This is a genomic window from Streptomyces krungchingensis (assembly GCF_054729265.1).
This window is the reverse complement of the sequence record NZ_JBPUKY010000001.1, coordinates 8,289,124-8,307,781: the sequence shown is the minus strand read 5'-3', so window position 1 is coordinate 8,307,781 and position 18,658 is coordinate 8,289,124. Positions and strand designations below refer to the sequence as shown.

The following is an 18,658-nucleotide window of genomic DNA, read 5'->3' as shown; positions in this document are numbered from 1 at the left end:
TGCAGTACGTTCGGGTCATGTCCCAGCCCGCCAAGTCCTCACGTACACCAGCCACGCCCGACGCACCGGAAAGTGCCGCCGGCAGTCGCGCGGCCGCTCAACGCCTCAAGATGCGCCGGGAACTGGCGGCCGCGGCCATGGAGCTGTTCGCGACGAAGGGGTACGAGGCGACCACCGTCGACGAGATCGCGGCCCAGGCCGGAGTGGCCCGCCGGACCTTCTTCCGCCACTTCCGCTCCAAGGAAGAGGCGATCTTCCCCGACCACGACGACACGCTGATCCGGGCCGAGGCCGTGCTCAACGCGGCTCCCGCGCACGAGCACCCGCTCGACACCGTGTGCCGGGGCATCAAGGAAGTCATGAAGATGTACGCGGCGCGGCCCGAGATCTCGGTCGCCCGCTACAAGCTCACGCGCGAGGTACCCACCCTGCGCGAGGCCGAGATCGCTTCGGTGGCCCGCTACGAGCGACTCTTCACGCGTTATCTGCTGGGCCACTTCGACGAGCACGCGCACGACGACGACGCCAACGACGACCCGCTGCTGGCCGAGGTGGCCGCGTCCGCCGTCGTCACCGCCCACAACCACGTGCTGCGGCGCTGGCTGCGGGCGGGCGGCCAGGGCGACGTGGAGGCACAGCTCGACCACGCCTTCGCCATCGTGCGGAAGACGTTCGGCAACGGGATCGGCGCCGGGCGGGAGACCGCTCCCCGTTCGGCACCCGCCTCCTCCTTCACGGAAGGCGACGTGCTGGTGACCGTCGCCCGGGTCGACGCCCCGCTCGACCAGGTCATGCGCACGATCGAGCAGGCGCTCAAGGAGCGTCCGTAGCGGCTTCGCCCGCGCGCCGCGCCGACGCCGCGGCGCGCACCTCCGAACCGTGACGGCTCGGAACCCCGATCCGAGGCCGCGCCACTCCCCGACCTCGCCGGCACCGGGGCCCGCACCTCGGATCCGTGACCGCCCCGGACTCCGAGACGGGCCCCGGAACCCGACCCAAGGCCCCGCGACTCCTCGGCCGGGCCGCCGGGGCTCGCACCTCCGAGCCATGAGGGCTCCGGCCCGGGCCATGCCCACCGCCCCGGGCCGCGCCATGCCCCGGCTCCCCGACTCCCCGGCCGCGAGAATCCCGGCCTTCGCCGGTGCCGCCGATCCCGAGGGCCGCCGGGCCCGCCCGCCCGGCACCCCGGTCCGGAGCCGGTGGCAGGGAAGGCGTCCGTCGCCACCCCTCCAGACAGTCGACCCGCCGTCCAGCAGCGGGGCCCCACACCTCCTCACGGACGCTCGCGGGCAGCCTCCCCGCCCCGCCCTCGCCGCACCGTTCCGCGCACTCACCCGGCGTCCGGAACGCACACGGGCAGCGCCCCCGCCGTGACATCCGGCGGACCACGACAAGACCTCCCATAGCCACCTACTCGACAGTAGCTTTGATCGATCATCGCTCATTTGTTACGTAAAGATTTCATCTGAGGCCAACTTCTGGCACTCAGTGCCTTGTCAGGTGACACGCGGTGTCATACGTTGAAGGAGTCCGGGCGGCCGGCGTGCAGAGACCTTTCGTACGCCGGCTGTCCCCGCAAGCCCCCCAGGCTGCGCGCCCGGACGCCTGCGTCACAGGCAACCTCCTGCGCCGACCAAGCGCCGCCACAGCACCACCTCCGCCGAACCGACGGCACCCCTCACACCCTCAGCAGCACCGACGTAACCCTCAGCGTCTTCCCTCAGGACGCTCATCGCCGGAGGCAACACAGTGAAGGAAATCCTGGACGCGATTCAGTCGCAGACCGCCACGTCTGACGACTTCGCCGCTCTGCCGCTCCCCGAGTCCTACCGTGCGATCACCGTGCACAAGGACGAGACGGAGATGTTCGCCGGGCTCAGCACCCGCGACAAGGACCCCCGCAAGTCGATCCACCTGGACAACGTGCCGGTGCCGGAGCTCGGCCCGGGCGAGGCCCTGGTGGCCGTCATGGCCTCCTCGGTCAACTACAACTCCGTGTGGACCTCGATCTTCGAGCCGCTGTCGACCTTCGGCTTCCTGGAGCGCTACGGCCGGCTCAGCGAGCTGACCAAGCGCCACGACCTGCCGTACCACATCATCGGTTCCGACCTCGCGGGCGTCGTCCTGCGCACCGGCCCGGGCGTGAACGCCTGGCACCCCGGCGACGAGGTCGTCGCGCACTGCCTGTCGGTCGAGCTGGAGTCCTCGGACGGCCACAACGACACGATGCTCGACCCCGAGCAGCGCATCTGGGGCTTCGAGACCAACTTCGGCGGACTCGCCGAGATCGCCCTGGTCAAGTCCAACCAGCTGATGCCGAAGCCCGACCACCTGTCGTGGGAGGAGGCCGCCGCTCCCGGCCTGGTGAACTCCACCGCCTACCGGCAGCTGGTCTCCCGCAACGGCGCCGGCATGAAGCAGGGCGACAACGTGCTGATCTGGGGTGCGAGCGGCGGGCTCGGCTCGTACGCCACCCAGTTCGCGCTGGCCGGCGGCGCCAACCCGATCTGTGTCGTCTCCAGCGAGCAGAAGGCGGACATCTGCCGCTCGATGGGCGCCGAGGCGATCATCGACCGCAGCGCCGAGGGCTACAAGTTCTGGAAGGACGAGCGCACGCAGGACCCGAAGGAGTGGAAGCGCTTCGGCAAGCGCATCCGCGAATTCACCGGCGGCGAGGACATCGACATCGTCTTCGAGCACCCCGGCCGCGAGACCTTCGGCGCCTCGGTCTACGTCACCCGCAAGGGCGGCACCATCACCACCTGCGCCTCGACCTCGGGCTACATGCACGAGTACGACAACCGCTACCTGTGGATGTCGCTGAAGCGGATCATCGGCTCGCACTTCGCCAACTACCGCGAGGCGTGGGAGGCCAACCGCCTGATCGCCAAGGGCAAGATCCACCCGACGCTCTCCAAGGTCTACTCCCTGGAGGACACCGGGCAGGCCGCCTACGACGTGCACCGCAACCTCCACCAGGGCAAGGTCGGCGTGCTGGCGCTCGCCCCCGAGGAGGGCCTGGGCGTCCGCGACCACGAGAAGCGCGCCCAGCACATCGACGCCATCAACCGCTTCCGGAACGTCTGAGGTCCCCAGATGACTGAGCGTCAGAAGGACCGGCCGTGGCTGATGCGCACGTACGCCGGTCACTCCACCGCCGAGGCGTCGAACGAGCTGTACCGACGCAACCTCGCGAAGGGCCAGACAGGCCTGTCGGTCGCGTTCGACCTTCCGACGCAGACCGGTTACGACCCCGACCACATCCTCGCCCGCGGCGAGGTCGGCCGGGTCGGGGTCCCGGTCTCCCACCTCGGTGACATGCGCCGTCTGTTCCAGGACATCCCCCTGGAGCAGATGAACACCTCGATGACGATCAACGCCACGGCCATGTGGCTGCTGGCGCTGTATCAGGTCGTCGCCGAGGAGCAGGGCGCGGACATCACCAAGCTCCAGGGCACGACCCAGAACGACATCGTGAAGGAGTACCTGTCGCGGGGGACGCACGTCTTCCCGCCGGGTCCCTCCCTCCGTCTGACGACGGACATGATCACCTACACGGTGAACCACATCCCGAAGTGGAACCCGATCAACATCTGCAGCTACCACCTGCAGGAGGCGGGCGCCACGCCGGTCCAGGAGATCGCGTACGCGATGTCCACCGCGATCGCCGTCCTGGACGCGGTGTTCGCGTCCGGCCAGATCGCCGAGGACCGCAAGGGCGACGTCGTGGCCCGTATCTCCTTCTTCGTCAACGCGGGTGTCCGCTTCGTCGAGGAGATGTGCAAGATGCGGGCGTTCGGGCGCATCTGGGACCGGATCACCCGCGAGCGGTACGGCATCGAGAACCCCAAGCAGCGGCGTTTCCGGTACGGCGTCCAAGTCAACTCCCTCGGTCTGACCGAGGCGCAGCCGGAGAACAACGTCCAGCGGATCGTGCTCGAGATGCTGGCCGTGACCCTCTCGAAGGACGCACGCGCGCGTGCCGTGCAGCTGCCGGCCTGGAACGAGGCGCTGGGCCTGCCCCGGCCCTGGGACCAGCAGTGGTCGCTGCGCATCCAGCAGGTGCTCGCGCACGAGAGCGACCTGCTGGAGTACGAGGACATCTTCGAGGGTTCGCACGTCATCGAGGCCAAGGTGTCGTCCCTCGTCGAGGAGTCGCTGGCCGAGATCGACCGCATCCAGGAGATGGGCGGCGCGATGGCCGCCGTCGAGTCGGGCTACCTGAAGTCGCAGCTCGTCTCCTCGCACGCCGAGCGCCGCGGCCGTATCGAGTCCGGCCAGGAGAAGATCGTCGGCGTCAACATCTTCGAGTCCACCGAGCCGAACCCGCTCACGGCCGACCTGGACGCCGCCATCCAGACGGTCGACCCGGCGGTCGAGGCCCGGGTGATCGGCGCCCTGGAGAACTGGCGCGACACGCGCTACCAGCCTCCGTTCAACCACCCGCGTCCGTGCAAGGCGCTGGAGCGGCTGAAGGAGGCCGCCAAGGGCACCGACAACCTCATGGAGGCCACCCTGGAGTGCGCCCGCGCCGGGGTCACCACCGGCGAGTGGGCCGGGGCCCTGCGCGAGGTGTTCGGCGAGTTCCGCGCACCGACCGGTGTCTCCTCCGCGCCCGTCGCGGTCACCGCCGAGGAGGGCACCGCGCTCGCCCAGGTCCGCCGCAAGGTGGAACTGACGGCACGGGACCTCGGTGTCGGCAAGCTCCGCTTCCTGGTCGGCAAGCCGGGCCTGGACGGACACTCCAACGGCGCCGAGCAGATCGCCGTGCGGGCCCGCGACGCCGGCTTCGAGGTGGTCTACCAGGGCATCCGGCTGACGCCCGAACAGATAGTCGACGCCGCGGTCGCGGAGGACGTGCACGGTGTCGGACTGTCCATCCTGTCCGGCTCGCACGCCCAGTTGGTGCCGGACGTGCTGGAGAGGCTGCGCGAGGCCGGCGCCACGGACATCCCGGTGATCGCGGGCGGGATCATCCCGAACGCCGACGCCGAGCAGCTGCGGGCCGCGGGAGTGGCCGCGGTCTTCACACCGAAGGACTTCGACATCACCGGAATCATCGGCCGTATCGTCGACGAGATCCGGAAAGCGAACAAGCTCGACCCCCTGGAGGTCCCCGCATGACCACGCCCGTCAACCGTCTGCGTCCGCGTCGCTCCTGCCTCGCGGTACCGGGGAGCAACCCGCGCTTCCTGGAGAAGGCCCAGGGCCTCCCCGCGGACCAGGTCTTCCTCGACCTGGAGGACGCGTGCGCGCCGCTGGCCAAGCCCGGGGCACGGCACACCATCGTGAAGTTCCTCAACGAGGGCGACTGGACCGGCAAGACGCGGGTCGTGCGCGTCAACGACTGGACCACCGAGTGGACGTACCGCGACGTCGTGACCGTCGTGGAGGGTGCGGGCCAGAACCTCGACTGCATCATGCTGCCGAAGGTGCAGACGGCCGAGCAGGTCGTGGCGCTTGACCTGCTGCTGACGCAGATCGAGAAGACGATGGGCTTCGAGGTCGGCAAGATCGGCATCGAGGCGCAGATCGAGAACGCCCAGGGCCTGAACAACGTCAACGAGATCGCGACGGCCTCCCAGCGCGTCGAGACCATCATCTTCGGCCCGGCCGACTTCATGGCGTCCATCAACATGAAGTCGCTCGTCGTGGGCGAGCAGCCGCCCGGCTACCCGGCGGACGCCTACCACTACATCCTGATGAAGATCCTGATGGCCGCCCGCGCCAACAACCTCCAGGCGATCGACGGCCCCTACCTCCAGATCCGGAACATCGACGGCTACCGCGAGGTCGCCCAGCGCGCCGCCGCGCTCGGCTTCGACGGCAAGTGGGTGCTGCACCCGGGCCAGGTCGAGGCCTCCAACGAGATCTTCTCGCCCTCCCAGGAGGACTTCGACCACGCCGAGCTGATCCTGGACGCGTACGACTACTACACGTCCGAGGCGGGCGGCAAGAAGGGCTCCGCGATGCTCGGCGACGAGATGATCGACGAGGCCAGCCGCAAGATGGCCCTGGTCATCTCGGGCAAGGGCCGGGCCGCCGGCATGCAGCGCACCAGCAAGTTCGAAGCCCCGGAGGCCTGAGCACCATGCAGTTCGGACGCACCTACGAAGAGTTCGAGGTCGGCGCGGTCTACAAGCACTGGCCCGGGAAGACGGTCACGGAGTACGACGACCACCTCTTCTGTCTGCTGACCATGAACCACCACCCGCTCCACATGGACACGAACTATGCGGAGAAGACGACAGATTTCGGGAAGAACGTCGTCGTCGGCAACTACATCTACTCGCTGCTCCTCGGCATGTCCGTGCCGGACGTGTCGGGCAAGGCGATCGCCAACCTGGAGATCGAGTCGCTGCGGCACGTGGCGCCGACCTTCCACGGCGACACGATCTACGGCGAGACGACCGTTCTGGACAAGACGCCCTCCCGGTCCAAGTCGGACCGCGGGATCGTCTACGTCGAGACCAAGGGCTACAAGCAGGACGGCACGCTGGTGTGCGTGTTCCGCCGCAAGGTGATGGTCCCCACCGAGACGTACATCAAGGAGCGCGGCGGCGAGCAGCCAGGCCGTCCCGAGCTGGCCGCACCCGCGGACAAGAAGACGGAGAAGTAGCCATGGCGCGACTCGCCCAGACCGCCGGTCTGACCGACATCCAGCAGGAGATCCTCTCCACCGTCCGCGACTTCGTGGACAAGGAGATCATTCCGGTCGCCACCGAGCTGGAGCACCGCGACGAGTACCCGCAGCAGATCGTCGACGGCCTCAAGGAACTGGGCCTGTTCGGCCTGATGATCCCGGAGGAGTACGGCGGCCTGGGCGAGTCCCTGCTCACGTACGCGCTGTGCGTGGAGGAGATCGCCCGCGGCTGGATGTCCGTGTCCGGCATCATCAACACGCACTTCATCGTGGCGTACATGCTCAAGCAGCACGGCACGCAGGAGCAGAAGGACCACTTCCTGCCGCGGATGGCGCTGGGCGAGGTGCGCGGCGCGTTCTCGATGTCGGAGCCGGGTCTCGGCTCGGACGTCTCGGCGATCACGTCGAAGGCGGTCAAGGACGGCGACGAGTACGTCCTGAACGGTCAGAAGATGTGGCTGACGAACGGTGGCTCGTCGACCCTGGTGGCCGTCCTCGTGCGAAGTGACGAAGGACACCCCGAGGGCACGGCGCCGCACAAGTCGATGACGACGTTCCTGGTGGAGAAGGAGCCCGGCTTCGGCGAGGTCCGTCCCGGTCTGACGATTCCCGGGAAGATCGACAAGATGGGCTACAAGGGCGTCGACACGACCGAGCTCATCATGGACGGACTGCGCATTCCGGCCAATCGTGTACTCGGCGGGACGACCGGCCGAGGGTTTTACCAAATGATGGACGGAGTCGAGGTCGGGCGCGTCAACGTCGCGGCCCGTGGCTGCGGCGTCGCGCAGCGCGCCTTCGAGCTGGGTGTCTCCTATGCCCAGCAGCGTCACACTTTCGGCAAGGCGATCGCCCAGCACCAGGCCATCCAGTTCAAGCTGGCCGAGATGGCTACCAAGGTCGAGGCGGCCCATGCCATGATGGTGAACGCGGCACGCAAAAAGGACTCCGGGGAACGAAACGACCTCGAAGCGGGGATGGCGAAGTACCTCGCCTCCGAGTACTGCAAGGAGGTCGTGGAGGATGCATTCCGGATCCACGGCGGCTACGGCTTCTCCAAGGAGTACGAGATCGAGCGCCTCTACCGCGAGGCTCCGATGCTGCTGATCGGTGAAGGTACCGCCGAAATCCAGAAAATGATCATCGGGCGCAGGTTGCTCGAAGAGTATCGACTCCAGGGCTAGATGTCGTGATTCGGGGTGTTTTCTTCGCGAAGAAGATCACACCCCGTCAACACTCTTCGGCCGCCGACTCGGCTTCCTGGCTTGCCCAGTTGCGGCCCGCGACCGGTACGATCGCCGGAAAGCCGCCGTCCCCCGTTCCAGCGCGGCATCATCCGCTACGAAGGTCATCCATGCCCCACAGCCAAACCTCTGCACAACGCGGCCGGGTCCGCCTCGCGCGCGGAGCATCGCCGTGGCTCCTCCCGACCGTGGCCACCGCAGCACTCAGCCTGGCCCGCGCGCGCCGCTCCGGCGCCGCCAAGGCCGTGGCCGTACCCGCCACCGCGCTCGCGGCGGGCATGCTGTGGTTCTTCCGCGACCCCGAGCGCGAGATCACCCAGGGCCGCGTCATCTCGCCCGCCGACGGTGTGGTGCAGAGCATCATGCCGTGGAAGGACGGGCGCACCCGCGTCGCCATCTTCATGAGCCCGCTCAACGTCCACGTCAACCGCGCGCCGCTCTCCGGCACGGTCACGTCGGTCGAGCACATCCCCGGCGGGTTCGTTCCGGCGTTCAACAAGGAGAGCGAGAACAACGAACGCGTCGTCTGGCACTTCGACACCGAGCTCGGTGACATCGAGATGATCCAGATCGCCGGCGCGGTGGCCCGTCGCATCGTCCCCTACATCCCCGAGGGCACCAAGGTCGAGCAGGGCGACCGGATCGGTCTGATCCGCTTCGGCTCGCGCGTCGACATCTACCTCCCCGAAGGTGTCGAGGTCGATGTGGAGGTCGGTCAGAAGACCGTGGCTGGGGTGACTCGAATTGACCGTGATTGATCCTGAGACACAGGCCGGCTGGGTGCCGGAGGCCGAGGACGTGGACGACGAGGAGGAGATGCCGCTCTCGCTCCGCCTCTCAATAGCGGACACCCTCACCCTCGGCAACGCCACGTGCGGCTTCATGGCGGTGTACTTCACGACCACCGGCATCCTGATCCCGCACCTCACGGGCAGCCAGGAGACGGGCATGGCGCGCCACAGCGCCGCCACGGCCGTCATCCTCATGCTCTGCGCCGCGGTCTTCGACCTCTTCGACGGTCTGGTCGCCCGCAAGCTGCGCTCCTCCCCCATGGGCGCGGAACTGGACAACCTGTCCGACCTGATCAGCTTCGGACTCGCGCCGGCGTACTTCGTGCTCGTCTACGGCATGGTCGCGGACGACGCGCATCAGCGGGTGGCGGCGGTGGGGGCCATCGTGGTCCTGCTCGCGGTCGTCCTCCGCCTCGCGCGCTTCTCCTGCGTCACGGTCAAGGACGGCACCTTCCAGGGCATGCCCTCGCCGTTCGGCGCGCTGACCGTGGTCTCCATCGTGCTGCTGGAGCTGCCGTTCGTCGCCACGCTCATGGCGATCATCGGCACCGCGTGGCTTATGGTGAGCCGGGTCGAGTACCCGAAGCCGCGGGGCCGCCTCGCGGTCGCGATGCTCTCCTGGATCGTGCTCAGCATGGGTCTCCTGGCGGCCTGGGCGTTCGACGCCCCGAGCGGCCAGCTGCTCCTGCAGACGGGCTGCGCGCTGCAGCTGGTCATGGGCGCGGTCATCCCGCTCTTCGCCACGGCCCGGAGGGTGAACAACTTCCGGGACAACCGTCGCGAGGCACGCGCGGCGCAGCTGCCGTAACACCCCGTACGTCGCCGAAGGGCCCCGAACCGGATGGTTCGGGGCCCTTCGCGTGCGGGAGCGGCGTGTCACGAGCCGGGCGTGTAGCCCTCCGCCGCGGACGAGGCCTCGGCCTCGCGGACCACCTTCATGCCGCCCACCGCGCTCTTGTCCGGCCGCAGGATCACGCTCTGCTTGGAGGACGCCGACTTCGGGTCGCTGAAGTCCTGCGTGATGCCGAAGCCCGGGTCGAAGGCGTTGATGGTCAGCAGGGCCTTGTCGACGCCCTCACGGGTGAGGTCCTTGGCCGCGCACGCCTTCTTCAGGGCCTCGCCGAACGCGGCGGCGGCGGTCCAGCCGGCCACCACGCCGTTGTCGAGGGAGTCCTTCGGATAGGCGGCCTTGTAGTCCTCGACGAGCTTCTTGGCCTGGGGCGTGTCGGCCCCGATCGGCAGCGACGGCGAGGCCACGTAGTAGTTCGCCGTCAGGGCGGGACCCGCCTGGGTGGCGAGCAGCTGCGGGGCGAAGGCCGAGTTGTTGCCGATGATCGGCACCGGGAACTTGCCGGCCGCCGCGACACCGACCAGGGAGGCCGCCTGGCGCGGGCCCGCGCTGATCACGATGGCCTTCACCTTCGCCTGCTTCAGCGCCGCGACCTGTCCGGTCATGTCGTTGTCCGTCGGCTTGATCTTCTGCTCGACGACCTGGAGCCCCGCCTTCTTCGCCATGTACTTGGAGCCGGCCAGCGCGTTCTCGCCGTAGTCGCCCTCGAAGTACACGTGGCCGATCTTGTCGCCCTTCTTGAGGCCCTTCTCCTTCATCAGGAAGTCGATGGCGTTGATGGTCTCGATGTCGTACGTGGAGCCGATGACCCGGATGTAGGGGCTGCCGAGCAGGGTGGCGGACCAGGCCTGCGGCAGGACCAGCCCCTTGTCCTGGCCGTCGATGCGCTGCTTGACCGCGGCGACGAACGGCGAGCCGATGAACTGCGTGAAGCCGAGCACCTTGGGCGCCAGCTCGGTGTACCCGGAGACGGCCTTCTGGGGGTCGTAGCTGTGGTCGCGGACCGTGAGGGCGAGCTTGTAGCCGCAGACCCCGCCGCCGGCGTTGACCTGCTTCACATAGAGCTGCTGGGCCTGGGTGACGCTCTTGCCGAGGGTCGCGTACACCCCGGTCATGTCGGTGAGCACTCCGAGGGAGATCGTCTTCCCGGAGATCCCGTCACCGGTCTTCACCCCGCCCGCCGACTGCTTGTCCCCGTCGTCGTCCTTGGCCTTGGAGCTGCAGCCGGCCAGCACGAGCAGTGCCGCCAGCGCCCCGGCGGCCACCCTGGCCGTATATGTCGTTCTCATCGTTCCTCCCCTGGAGTGGCCCCTGAACCGGGACTGACGCGGCGCCGGGCGGCCAGCCTGACCAGGCCGCCCGGCAGGAAGAGCACCACCGCCACGACGGCGGCGCCGTACAGGTACCGGGCTGCCTCGCCCGGTGCGATTCCGCCCGTCCCGGGGTCCGAGACAAGGGGCAGCGCATCGCTGTAGCGGGTCAGCAGCTGGGGCAGCAGCGAGACGAAGACGGCCCCGACCACCGCCCCGGCCACCGATCCGAGCCCGCCGATGACGATCATGGCGAGATAGTCGAGCGAGAGCGTGATCCCGAAGTAGTCGGGCACGGTCCGCTGGAAGACCAGGGCGAGCAGGACCCCCGCCAGACCCGCGTACATCGACGACAGGACGAAGACGGCGGCGCGATAGCGGGCCACCGGCACCCCCATCACCCCGGCCGCGATCCGGTGGTCGCGGATCGCGTTCATGGCGCGGCCGGGCCGGCCGCGCAGCACCCCGCGGGCGAAGAGGGCGCAGCCCAGCAGCAGCACCAGCCCCGCGTACCAGAGCTTCTCGGCGGAGCCGAACGGCACGGCGGCGACGACGACCTCCCGGTCGTCGAAGGTGAGGCCGAACAGGCTGAGCGGGGGTACGTCACGGCCGTTGAAGCCGCCCGTCAGGTCGCGCGCGTTGAACAGCACGTGCTGGCCGATGAAGATCAGCGCCAGCGTGGCGATGCCGAGGTAGGCGCCGCGCAGCCGGCCCGCGATCGGGCTGAACAGGCCTCCGGCGACACCCGCGACCAGTACGGCCAGCACCGCCGCCAGCCAGCTCGGCAGTCCCAGACCGGTCAGCCCGTCGCCCCCGTCGGCGGCGAACACGCAGTAGCCGTAGGCGCCGACCGCGAGGAAGAAGGCATGGCCCATGGAGAGCTGCCCGGTCGCGCCGGTGAGGAGATTGAGGCCGATCGCGCCGATGGCCGCGGCCATCGCGAACAGCCCGGCCTGGAGCCAGAAGCGGTCGAGGTAGAAGGGCAGCGCCAGCAGCAGGACCGCACCGGCCACCCGGACCCAGGTCCGGACACCGGGCAGCCGAAGGGTGCGGTGACCGGCGGGCCGGGTGGTGCCGGTCGTCTCGTCACGGGCGAGGACGTCAGACACGGGCGAGCTCCTTGGTGCCGAACAGCCCGGCGGGCCGGATGAGCAGGATCGCGACCATGACCAGGTAGGGCGCGAGGTCGCCGAGGCCGCGTCCGAGGAAGGTGAGGTCGCTCTGGTAGCCGGTGGCGAGGGATTCGGTGATGCCGACGAGCAGCCCGCCGACCAGCGCGCCCGTCGTCGAGTCGAGGCCGCCGAGGATCGCCGCGGGGAACGCCTTCAGCGCGGCGAGGGAGGTGGCCCGTTCCAGTCCCGGTGTGGGGAAGACGGTCAGGAACAGCGCGGCGACGGCGGCGAGGCCTCCGGCCACCGCCCAGGCGCCGAGCGACACCCGGCCCAGCCGCACACCCATCAGGGCCGCGGTCTCCGGGCTCTCCGCCGCCGCGCGCATCGCCACGCCCCAGGACGTGTAGCGGAAGACCAGCAGGAAGGCGGTGATGAGCAGGGCGGCGGCGACGAACGCGGCGATCCGTGTGTGGGCGAGCGAGACCGGCCCGACGGTGAGCACGGCGTCGCCCCACGGGTCGCCGAGCGCCAGCACGTCGGTGCCGATGCGCCGGGTCAGTTCGGTGGTGAGCAGGATGTCGACGCCGATCGTGACGATGGCGAGGACGCTGTGGTCGGAGCCCCGGTAACGGCGCATCACCAGGAACTCCACGGCGGCCCCCACCACCGCGGCGCCGGCGATGCCGACGAGGAGAGCGGGCCAGAAGCCGATGTCGTCGTGGAGGGTCGCGGTGACGTATCCGCCGGCGAGCAGCAGCGAGGCGTGGGCGAAGTTCACGACCTCGGTGGCCCGGAAGATGACGACGAAGCCGAGCGCGATGAGTGCGTAGACGGAGCCCAGCGAAATGCCGTTGAGCAGGAGTTCGGCGAAGGTGCTCATGAGGCGCTCTCCTCCTCGTCGGCGCGCTCGCCCAGATAGGCGCGCACCACCGCCGGATCGTTCTGTACGTCGTCGGGTGCGCCGTCGGCGATCCGGCGCCCGAAGTCGAGTACGGTCACCGCGTCCGCGAGCCGCATCACCACCCCCATGTCGTGTTCCACCAGCAGGATCGAGATGCCGAGGCTGTCGCGGACGCCCGCGACGACCGCGGCGGTGCGGCGCCGTTCGTCGGCGGTCATGCCGGCGACGGGTTCGTCCAGGAGCAGGATCCGGGGCTCCATGCACAGCGCCCGGGCGAGTTCGGCGAGCTTCTGCTGCCCGTACGGCAGTGAACCGGCGGGCCGGTCGAGGCAGTCCTCCAGACCCACGAACGCGGCGATCTCGCGGACACGTTCGCGGTGTCGCCGTTCCTCGCGCGCCGCCGCGGGCAGCCGCAGCCCCGCGGCGAGGAAACCGGTGCGGGTCAGCCGGTGGCGGCCGAGCAACAGGGAGTCCTCGACGGTGGCGTGCGGCGGCAGGGCGAGATTCTGGAAGATCCGGGCCACGCCCAGCTCCGCGATGCGGTGGGGCGGCAGACCGGTGAGCTCGTGGTCGCCGAAGCGGACGCTGCCCGACGCGGGCCGGCAGACACCGGAGAGCACGTTGAAGCACGTGGACTTCCCGGCGCCGTTGGGGCCGATGAGGGCGTGCACGGTGCCCGGCCGCACGGTGAAGCCGACCGCGTCCAGCGCGGTCAGCCCGGCGAACCGGACGGTGACGTCCCTGACGTGCAGCGGGGGGACGTCGGCGATCGTGCCGGCGGGTGCGGGCGCTTCGGCGGCGTCGCCCGGCACGGCGGCGTCGGAGGAGGGCCGGTCCTTGGCGGGGCCGGGTGTTGCGGCTGTTTCAGGTGTTTCCACTGGTGCTGTTCACCCCTTCCAGCGGGACAAGGCCGGCAGGCCGCCCGCTCGGGACACGTCGGCCGCCGCGTCCTCGTCGGTCACGCCCAGATAGCGGCGGCGCACCTCGTCGGAGGCGGCGAGCGTGTCCGCGGGGCCGGAGAGGGCCACCTCCCCCACCTCCAGGACGTAGGCGCGGGACGCCAGCCGCAGGGCGAGCGCGGCGTTCTGCTCGACGAGCAGGACGGAGGTGCCCTGTTCGTTGATCTCGCGCACGGTGTCGGCGATCCGGGCGGCCATCAGCGGGGCGAGTCCGAGCGACGGCTCGTCGAGGAGCAGCACCTTCGGGGAGCCCATGAGTGCCCGGCCGACCGCGAGCATCTGCTGCTCGCCGCCCGACAGCAGTCCCGCCCGCTGCTGGGCCCGGTCGGCGAGGACGGGGAAGAGGTCGTGCACGCGGCGCAGGGCGCGGGCCCGCTCCGCCCGGCCGCCCGAACCGCCGAGCGCCCCGGCACGCAGATTGTCCGCGACCGTCATGCGGGCGAACACCCGCCGTCCCTCCGGGACTTGGGACACTCCGGCGGCGACCACGCGTTCCGGCGGGAGCCGGTCCAGTGGGCGCCCGCCCAGCGAGACCGTGCCGCCGGTCACCGCTCCCCCGTGGAAGGAGAGGGTCCGGCACACCGCCCGCAGCAGCGTCGACTTTCCCGCGCCGTTGCTGCCGAGAACCGCCACCACGGCGCCTTCGGGCACCTCCAGCGACACCTGGCGCAACGCGCGCACGGGTCCGTATCCGACCGACAGATCCCGCACGAGCAGAGCGGATCCGCCCATGGCACCTCCCTTTCCTTGCTCGGTGTGGCGCTCACCTCAGCACCGGCGGGGACGCCCGTCCACGGGGTGCGGACGAAACGCGGCGGGAGCCCAGAGGTGACGTCGGCCGGTTGTGCGCGCGCACAACACCGCGTGTCAGGGGCCTGTCCGGCAGGGTGCCGCGGTGGCATCCTCCGGCCATGGGACGGCGCAGACCGCGGACGGGTCATGACTGGAAACTGCTCGGGGAGTCCTGTACGGCGCTGCTGGAGCGACTGCCCGAGCTCGTCGACGAGCACCTGCGTCAGCTCGCCGAGCACTCGCCGGTCTACGGGCAGGTGCTGCCGTACGACCAGCAGTGGCAGGAGGCGGAGACGGCGATGCGCATCGGCATCCAGACGATCTCGGCACCCCGGGACTCCCCGCGCCGCGACCTGGAGCACGCCGAGGACGCGGGGCGGCGCCGCGCCCAGCAGGGGCTGCCGCTGGAACTCCTCGTCCACGCCTACCGTGCCGCGGGCTATCTCGTGTGGGACGCCCTGCTGGAGGGTGCCGCGAGCCGGGAGCCGGAACGGCTGGCGGTGCTGATGCGGTCCGCGACCATGGTGTGGGCGGCCGTGGACGCGCAGGCCGCCATCGCCTCCGAGGCCTACCTCGCGACCGAGAAGGAGCTGCGGCGCCGAACCGACGAGCAGTTGCAGGCCCTGCTCGACGCCCTGCTCGAAGGCAAGGAGGCGCCCGGGCTGGCGGCGCGGGCCGCGGCGGGGCTCGACCTGCCGGAGCAGGGGCCGTACGCCGTGGTGGTGCTGCGTCCCGATCGCCGCGACGGACGGGACGCGTTCCCCCGGCCCATGCGGGGAGCGGGGCTGCGTTTCATCTGGCGGATGCGGACGGACTGCGAGGTCGGTGTGGTGGCGCTGGGCCCGGGGCAGGGTCTGGACGCCGTGGCGCAGCTGCTGGACGGACGCCATGCCGGACCGGGCGGCATCAGTCCCGTGGTGTCGGGCCTCGCCGAGCTGGGCCGGGCGCGGCGGCTGGCCGAGCTGGCGTTACGCACCTGTCCGCCGGACGCGACACATGTCGTACGCCTCGACCGGCGGATGCCGACGGCGCTGGTGGTGAGCCAGCCGGAGCTGGCGGGGCAGCTCGTGTCGGACGTGTTCGGCGAGCTGCTGGCGCTGGACCCGGCGGACCGGGCGGTGCTGCTGGAGACGCTCGACGTGTGGCTGGCCTGCGAAGGCTCCGCGGGCCGGGCGGCAGGTCAGCTGTACTGCCATCGCAACACGGTCTTCAACCGGCTGCGGCGGCTGGAACAGCTGACGTCGAGGTCCCTGGCCCGGCCCAGGGACCTGATCGAGATGACGCTGGCGCTGGACGCGTACCGGCTGGCCGGGGGCGGGGCGGCGGCCTGAGGCGGCACGGATCCCTCCGGCCGGGGCTGGCACCGCCCCGGACCAGGGATCCCGCCCCTCCGGCGCGGGCCGGCCTCGCCCGTACCTGGAGAGCACCGCCCCGGCCGCGCCCCCGTCACGGCGTCTCAGCCGAGGAAGTCCCGCCCGATGTTCTCCGCGACCCGCTCCAGGATGGGGCCGGCGTCCGCGATGCACTTCGCGACGTCGGGCTCGACCTCCGTCAGCGGGTACGCCCGCCTGATGCCCGCCTGTCCGAGCGCCTCGGGAGGAAGGGCGAGGCGCCCGCAGACCGCGACGACCTCCTTGCCCGCCGCTCGCGCGGCGGCGGCGACGCCGGCCGGGGCCTTGCCGTGCAGGGTCTGCTCGTCGAGCGAGCCCTCACCGGTGACGACGAGGTCGGCGCGGTCGAGGGCCGGGGCGAAGCCGAGGACGTCGAGCATGACCTCGATGCCGGGACGGAAGCGGGCCCCGAGGACGAGCGCCCCGTACCCGATGCCGCCCGCCGCACCGGCGCCGGGTGCCGCCGCGTACTCGGCGGCACGGGCACCGATCGCCTTCTCCAGGACCGTGGCGAAATGGGCGAGCGCGGCGTCGAGGGTGGCCACGTCGTCGGGGCTCGCACCCTTCTGGGGGCCGTAGACGGCCGGGGCGCCCTTGGGGCCCGTCAGCGGGTTGTCCACGTCACTGGCGAGCACGAAGTCGACCGAGGACAGCCGGGCGTCCAGCGCGGAGAGGTCCGCGCTCGCCACGTCGCGCAGCGCCGCGCCACCGGGTGCCACCGGCTCGCCGTCCGCGTCCAGGAAGCGCGCGCCCAGCGCGGCCAGCATGCCCGCGCCGCCGTCCGTCGTGGCGCTGCCGCCGACGCCGAACACGATGGTGCGCGCACCGGCGTCCAGCGCGGCGCGCAGCAGCTCGCCCGAGCCGTACGTCGACGCGGTGAGCGGCGCGAAGACCCCGGCGGGCAGCCGCTGCAGCCCGCTCGCCTCGGCCATCTCGACCACGGCGGTGTCGCCGCGCAGCGCGTACGCGGCGGTCACCTCGTCGCCGAGCGGCCCCGCGACGCGCAGCTCGCGCCGCTCGAACCCGGCCGCGACCGCCGCGTCCACCGTGCCGTCGCCTCCGTCGGCCACGGGCAGCGCCTCGACCTCGGCGCGCGGCGCGACCCGGCGCAGTCCGGCCGTCACCCGTTCCGCGACCTGCACGGCCGTCAGCGATCCCTTGAACTTGTCCGCGGCGATGAGCACACGCGGGGTCCGATTCACTGCAGCGTCCGCCACCTTGCATTCCCCTTGCTTTCCGGGCCTTGCTCACGTCAAGGCAGTCGCGCCGCTGCGACCTTAACCGGAGGAAGCCCCCGCCGTCATGCCCCGCCCACCTGCCGGAACCGTCCCGCTCCGTGGACCGCGACGGTCCGATCCGTGGATCACCGCGGTACGGCCCCGTCCGCGCCGCAAGGGGTCCGGCACCCGGCGGCGTCCGGCGGCCCGGGACGTGCGACGCGGCGAAGCGATCCGGTGCCCGGAGGCACCAGCCTTGCCGAACACCGCGCGCGGCCGCCCGTAATTGGGTAAACCGGAGCTATGACCCCTGTGGGCACTGAGCTCGCGGACCGCGTCCTCGGGGGCTGGCTGGGCCGGATCGCGGGCAACATGCTCGGCAAGCCGGTCGAGCAGGGCGACCACTGGACGCGGGATCGCATCGACCGCTATCTGCGGCAGGCCGCGGCCCTGCCGCTCACCGACTACCTCCCCGAGCCGGCCAACGACGGCACCGGCGAGGAGTTCGCGCTGCGCCCGGAGTGGCGGAGTTGCGTGCGCGGCCGTATCCACGGCAGCTGCCGTGACGACGACGTGGACTACGCGATCCTCGGGCTCGACCTGCTGGAGACCCACGGGTTCTCCTTCAGCACCGAGCAGGTGGGCGACCTGTGGCTGCTGCGGCTGCCGTATCTGCAGACGTTCACGGCGGAGCGCGCCGCGTACCGCAACCTCGCGAACGGTCTGAAACCGCCGCTGACGGCCACCTACGACAATCCGTACCAGGAGTGGATCGGGGCGCTCATCCGCGCCGACGTCTACGGCTGGACCTGCCCGGGCCTGCCGCGCCGCGCCGCCTCTCTGGCCCGCCGGGACGCCGTCCTGTCGCACACGGGCAACGGTGTGTACGGGGCGATGTGGGCGGCCGCGCTGGTCTCGGCGGCGTTCACGGCGCCGACCGTGCGGCACGCACTGGACACGGCGCTGACGGTGATCCCCGCGAGCAGCCGGCTCGCCCGCACGGTGCGCCGGGTGCTCACGCTCCACGAGACCCGGATGACCTGGGAGGACACGCTCAGCACGGTCGCCGAGGAGACCGCGGGCCTCGGCTGGATCCACACCGTCCCCAACGCAGCGGTCCTCACGGCGGGCCTGCTCTACGGCGACGGGGACTTCACCCGCACCATCACGCTGACCGTCCGCGGCGGCCTGGACACCGACTCGAACGGCGCGACGGCGGGCTCGGTCGCCGGGGTCCTGTGCGGGGCGGACGCGGTTCCGGAGCAGTGGAAGGCCCCCCTGGAGGACACCGTGCGCAGTGCGGTGTTCGGCTTCGACGGGGTGCGGATCAGTGAGCTCGCGTCCCGCACGGTCGCTCTCGCCGAGGCCGGGAACGGTTCCTGAGCCCCTGGGCCGGCGGGCTTCCGGACCGGTGGCCGAACGCCCGTGGCCGAGCCCGCACTTCGCGC

The 18,658-nt window shown here is 70.7% G+C and carries 16 protein-coding genes; 10 read left to right on the top strand and 6 right to left on the bottom strand.

Annotated elements, in window-relative coordinates:
* Positions 1–17: 17 nt before the first annotated feature.
* The 8 genes from ACSYGO_RS36175 (at position 18) to pssA (ending at position 9,486) form a co-directional block, all read left to right on the top strand.
* Complete coding sequence (locus tag ACSYGO_RS36175) at positions 18–830, top strand: TetR family transcriptional regulator (RefSeq protein ID WP_426680909.1); 813 nt, start codon at positions 18–20, stop codon at positions 828–830.
* Positions 831–1,749: 919 nt separating this feature from the next.
* Positions 1,750–3,087 (top strand): crotonyl-CoA carboxylase/reductase, encoded by a 1,338-nt coding sequence (ccrA, locus tag ACSYGO_RS36170; RefSeq protein WP_095937579.1) that lies wholly within the window; start codon positions 1,750–1,752, stop codon positions 3,085–3,087.
* 9 nt (positions 3,088–3,096) lie between these two features.
* Entirely contained in the window at positions 3,097–5,124 is a 2,028-nt protein-coding gene (locus ACSYGO_RS36165) for a protein meaA (RefSeq protein WP_426680910.1), read from the top strand.
* Complete coding sequence (locus tag ACSYGO_RS36160; protein ID WP_432175019.1) at positions 5,121–6,086, top strand: HpcH/HpaI aldolase/citrate lyase family protein; 966 nt, start codon at positions 5,121–5,123, stop codon at positions 6,084–6,086. Before ACSYGO_RS36165 ends, ACSYGO_RS36160 begins: the two co-directional genes overlap by 4 nt.
* Positions 6,087–6,091: 5 nt before the next feature.
* On the top strand, positions 6,092–6,619 hold the full coding sequence (locus tag ACSYGO_RS36155; RefSeq protein WP_426680912.1) for a MaoC family dehydratase: 528 nt from the start codon (positions 6,092–6,094) through the stop codon (positions 6,617–6,619).
* A gap of 2 nt (positions 6,620–6,621) precedes the next feature.
* A complete protein-coding gene (locus ACSYGO_RS36150; protein WP_028801874.1) occupies positions 6,622–7,827 on the top strand; it encodes an acyl-CoA dehydrogenase family protein in 1,206 nt (401 codons plus the stop codon).
* A 170-nt stretch (positions 7,828–7,997) separates the two neighbouring features.
* Positions 7,998–8,645 carry a phosphatidylserine decarboxylase gene (locus ACSYGO_RS36145; RefSeq protein ID WP_426680914.1) on the top strand — a complete coding sequence of 216 codons (648 nt, stop codon included), beginning with the start codon at positions 7,998–8,000 and terminating at the stop codon, positions 8,643–8,645.
* Positions 8,646–8,667: 22 nt separating this feature from the next.
* On the top strand, positions 8,668–9,486 hold the full coding sequence (gene pssA, locus ACSYGO_RS36140) for a CDP-diacylglycerol--serine O-phosphatidyltransferase (RefSeq protein ID WP_028801876.1): 819 nt from the start codon (positions 8,668–8,670) through the stop codon (positions 9,484–9,486).
* Positions 9,487–9,554: 68 nt separating this feature from the next.
* Here pssA and ACSYGO_RS36135 read toward each other — a convergent pair whose 3' ends face one another.
* The 5 genes from ACSYGO_RS36135 to ACSYGO_RS36115 all read right to left on the bottom strand — a co-directional run bounded on the left by ACSYGO_RS36135 (position 9,555) and on the right by ACSYGO_RS36115 (position 14,542).
* Positions 9,555–10,817 carry an ABC transporter substrate-binding protein gene (locus tag ACSYGO_RS36135; protein WP_460389139.1) on the bottom strand — a complete coding sequence of 421 codons (1,263 nt, stop codon included), beginning with the start codon at positions 10,815–10,817 and terminating at the stop codon, positions 9,555–9,557.
* Positions 10,814–11,947, bottom strand: a complete 1,134-nt coding sequence (locus ACSYGO_RS36130; protein WP_432188357.1) for a branched-chain amino acid ABC transporter permease — start codon at positions 11,945–11,947, stop codon at positions 10,814–10,816. The genes ACSYGO_RS36135 and ACSYGO_RS36130 overlap by 4 nt, the downstream gene beginning before the upstream one ends.
* Entirely contained in the window at positions 11,940–12,830 is an 891-nt protein-coding gene (locus ACSYGO_RS36125; protein ID WP_426680917.1) for a branched-chain amino acid ABC transporter permease, read from the bottom strand. The genes ACSYGO_RS36130 and ACSYGO_RS36125 overlap by 8 nt, the downstream gene beginning before the upstream one ends.
* Positions 12,827–13,663: an ABC transporter ATP-binding protein gene (locus ACSYGO_RS36120; RefSeq protein WP_426680929.1), complete on the bottom strand. Its 837-nt coding sequence runs from the start codon at positions 13,661–13,663 to the stop codon at positions 12,827–12,829. The genes ACSYGO_RS36125 and ACSYGO_RS36120 overlap by 4 nt, the downstream gene beginning before the upstream one ends.
* Positions 13,664–13,738: 75 nt before the next feature.
* Complete coding sequence (locus ACSYGO_RS36115) at positions 13,739–14,542, bottom strand: ABC transporter ATP-binding protein (RefSeq protein ID WP_426680918.1); 804 nt, start codon at positions 14,540–14,542, stop codon at positions 13,739–13,741.
* Positions 14,543–14,721: 179 nt separating this feature from the next.
* On the opposite strand from ACSYGO_RS36115, the gene ACSYGO_RS36110 reads away from it, so the two are divergent.
* On the top strand, positions 14,722–15,933 hold the full coding sequence (locus ACSYGO_RS36110; RefSeq protein ID WP_432175016.1) for a PucR family transcriptional regulator: 1,212 nt from the start codon (positions 14,722–14,724) through the stop codon (positions 15,931–15,933).
* A 125-nt stretch (positions 15,934–16,058) separates the two neighbouring features.
* Here ACSYGO_RS36110 and ACSYGO_RS36105 read toward each other — a convergent pair whose 3' ends face one another.
* Positions 16,059–17,210, bottom strand: coding sequence for a glycerate kinase (locus ACSYGO_RS36105; protein ID WP_460389137.1), 1,152 nt, complete (start codon positions 17,208–17,210; stop codon positions 16,059–16,061).
* A 303-nt stretch (positions 17,211–17,513) separates the two neighbouring features.
* On the opposite strand from ACSYGO_RS36105, the gene ACSYGO_RS36100 reads away from it, so the two are divergent.
* Positions 17,514–18,593 (top strand): ADP-ribosylglycohydrolase family protein, encoded by a 1,080-nt coding sequence (locus ACSYGO_RS36100; RefSeq protein ID WP_460389136.1) that lies wholly within the window; start codon positions 17,514–17,516, stop codon positions 18,591–18,593.
* The last annotated feature ends 65 nt before the right edge of the window (positions 18,594–18,658 follow it).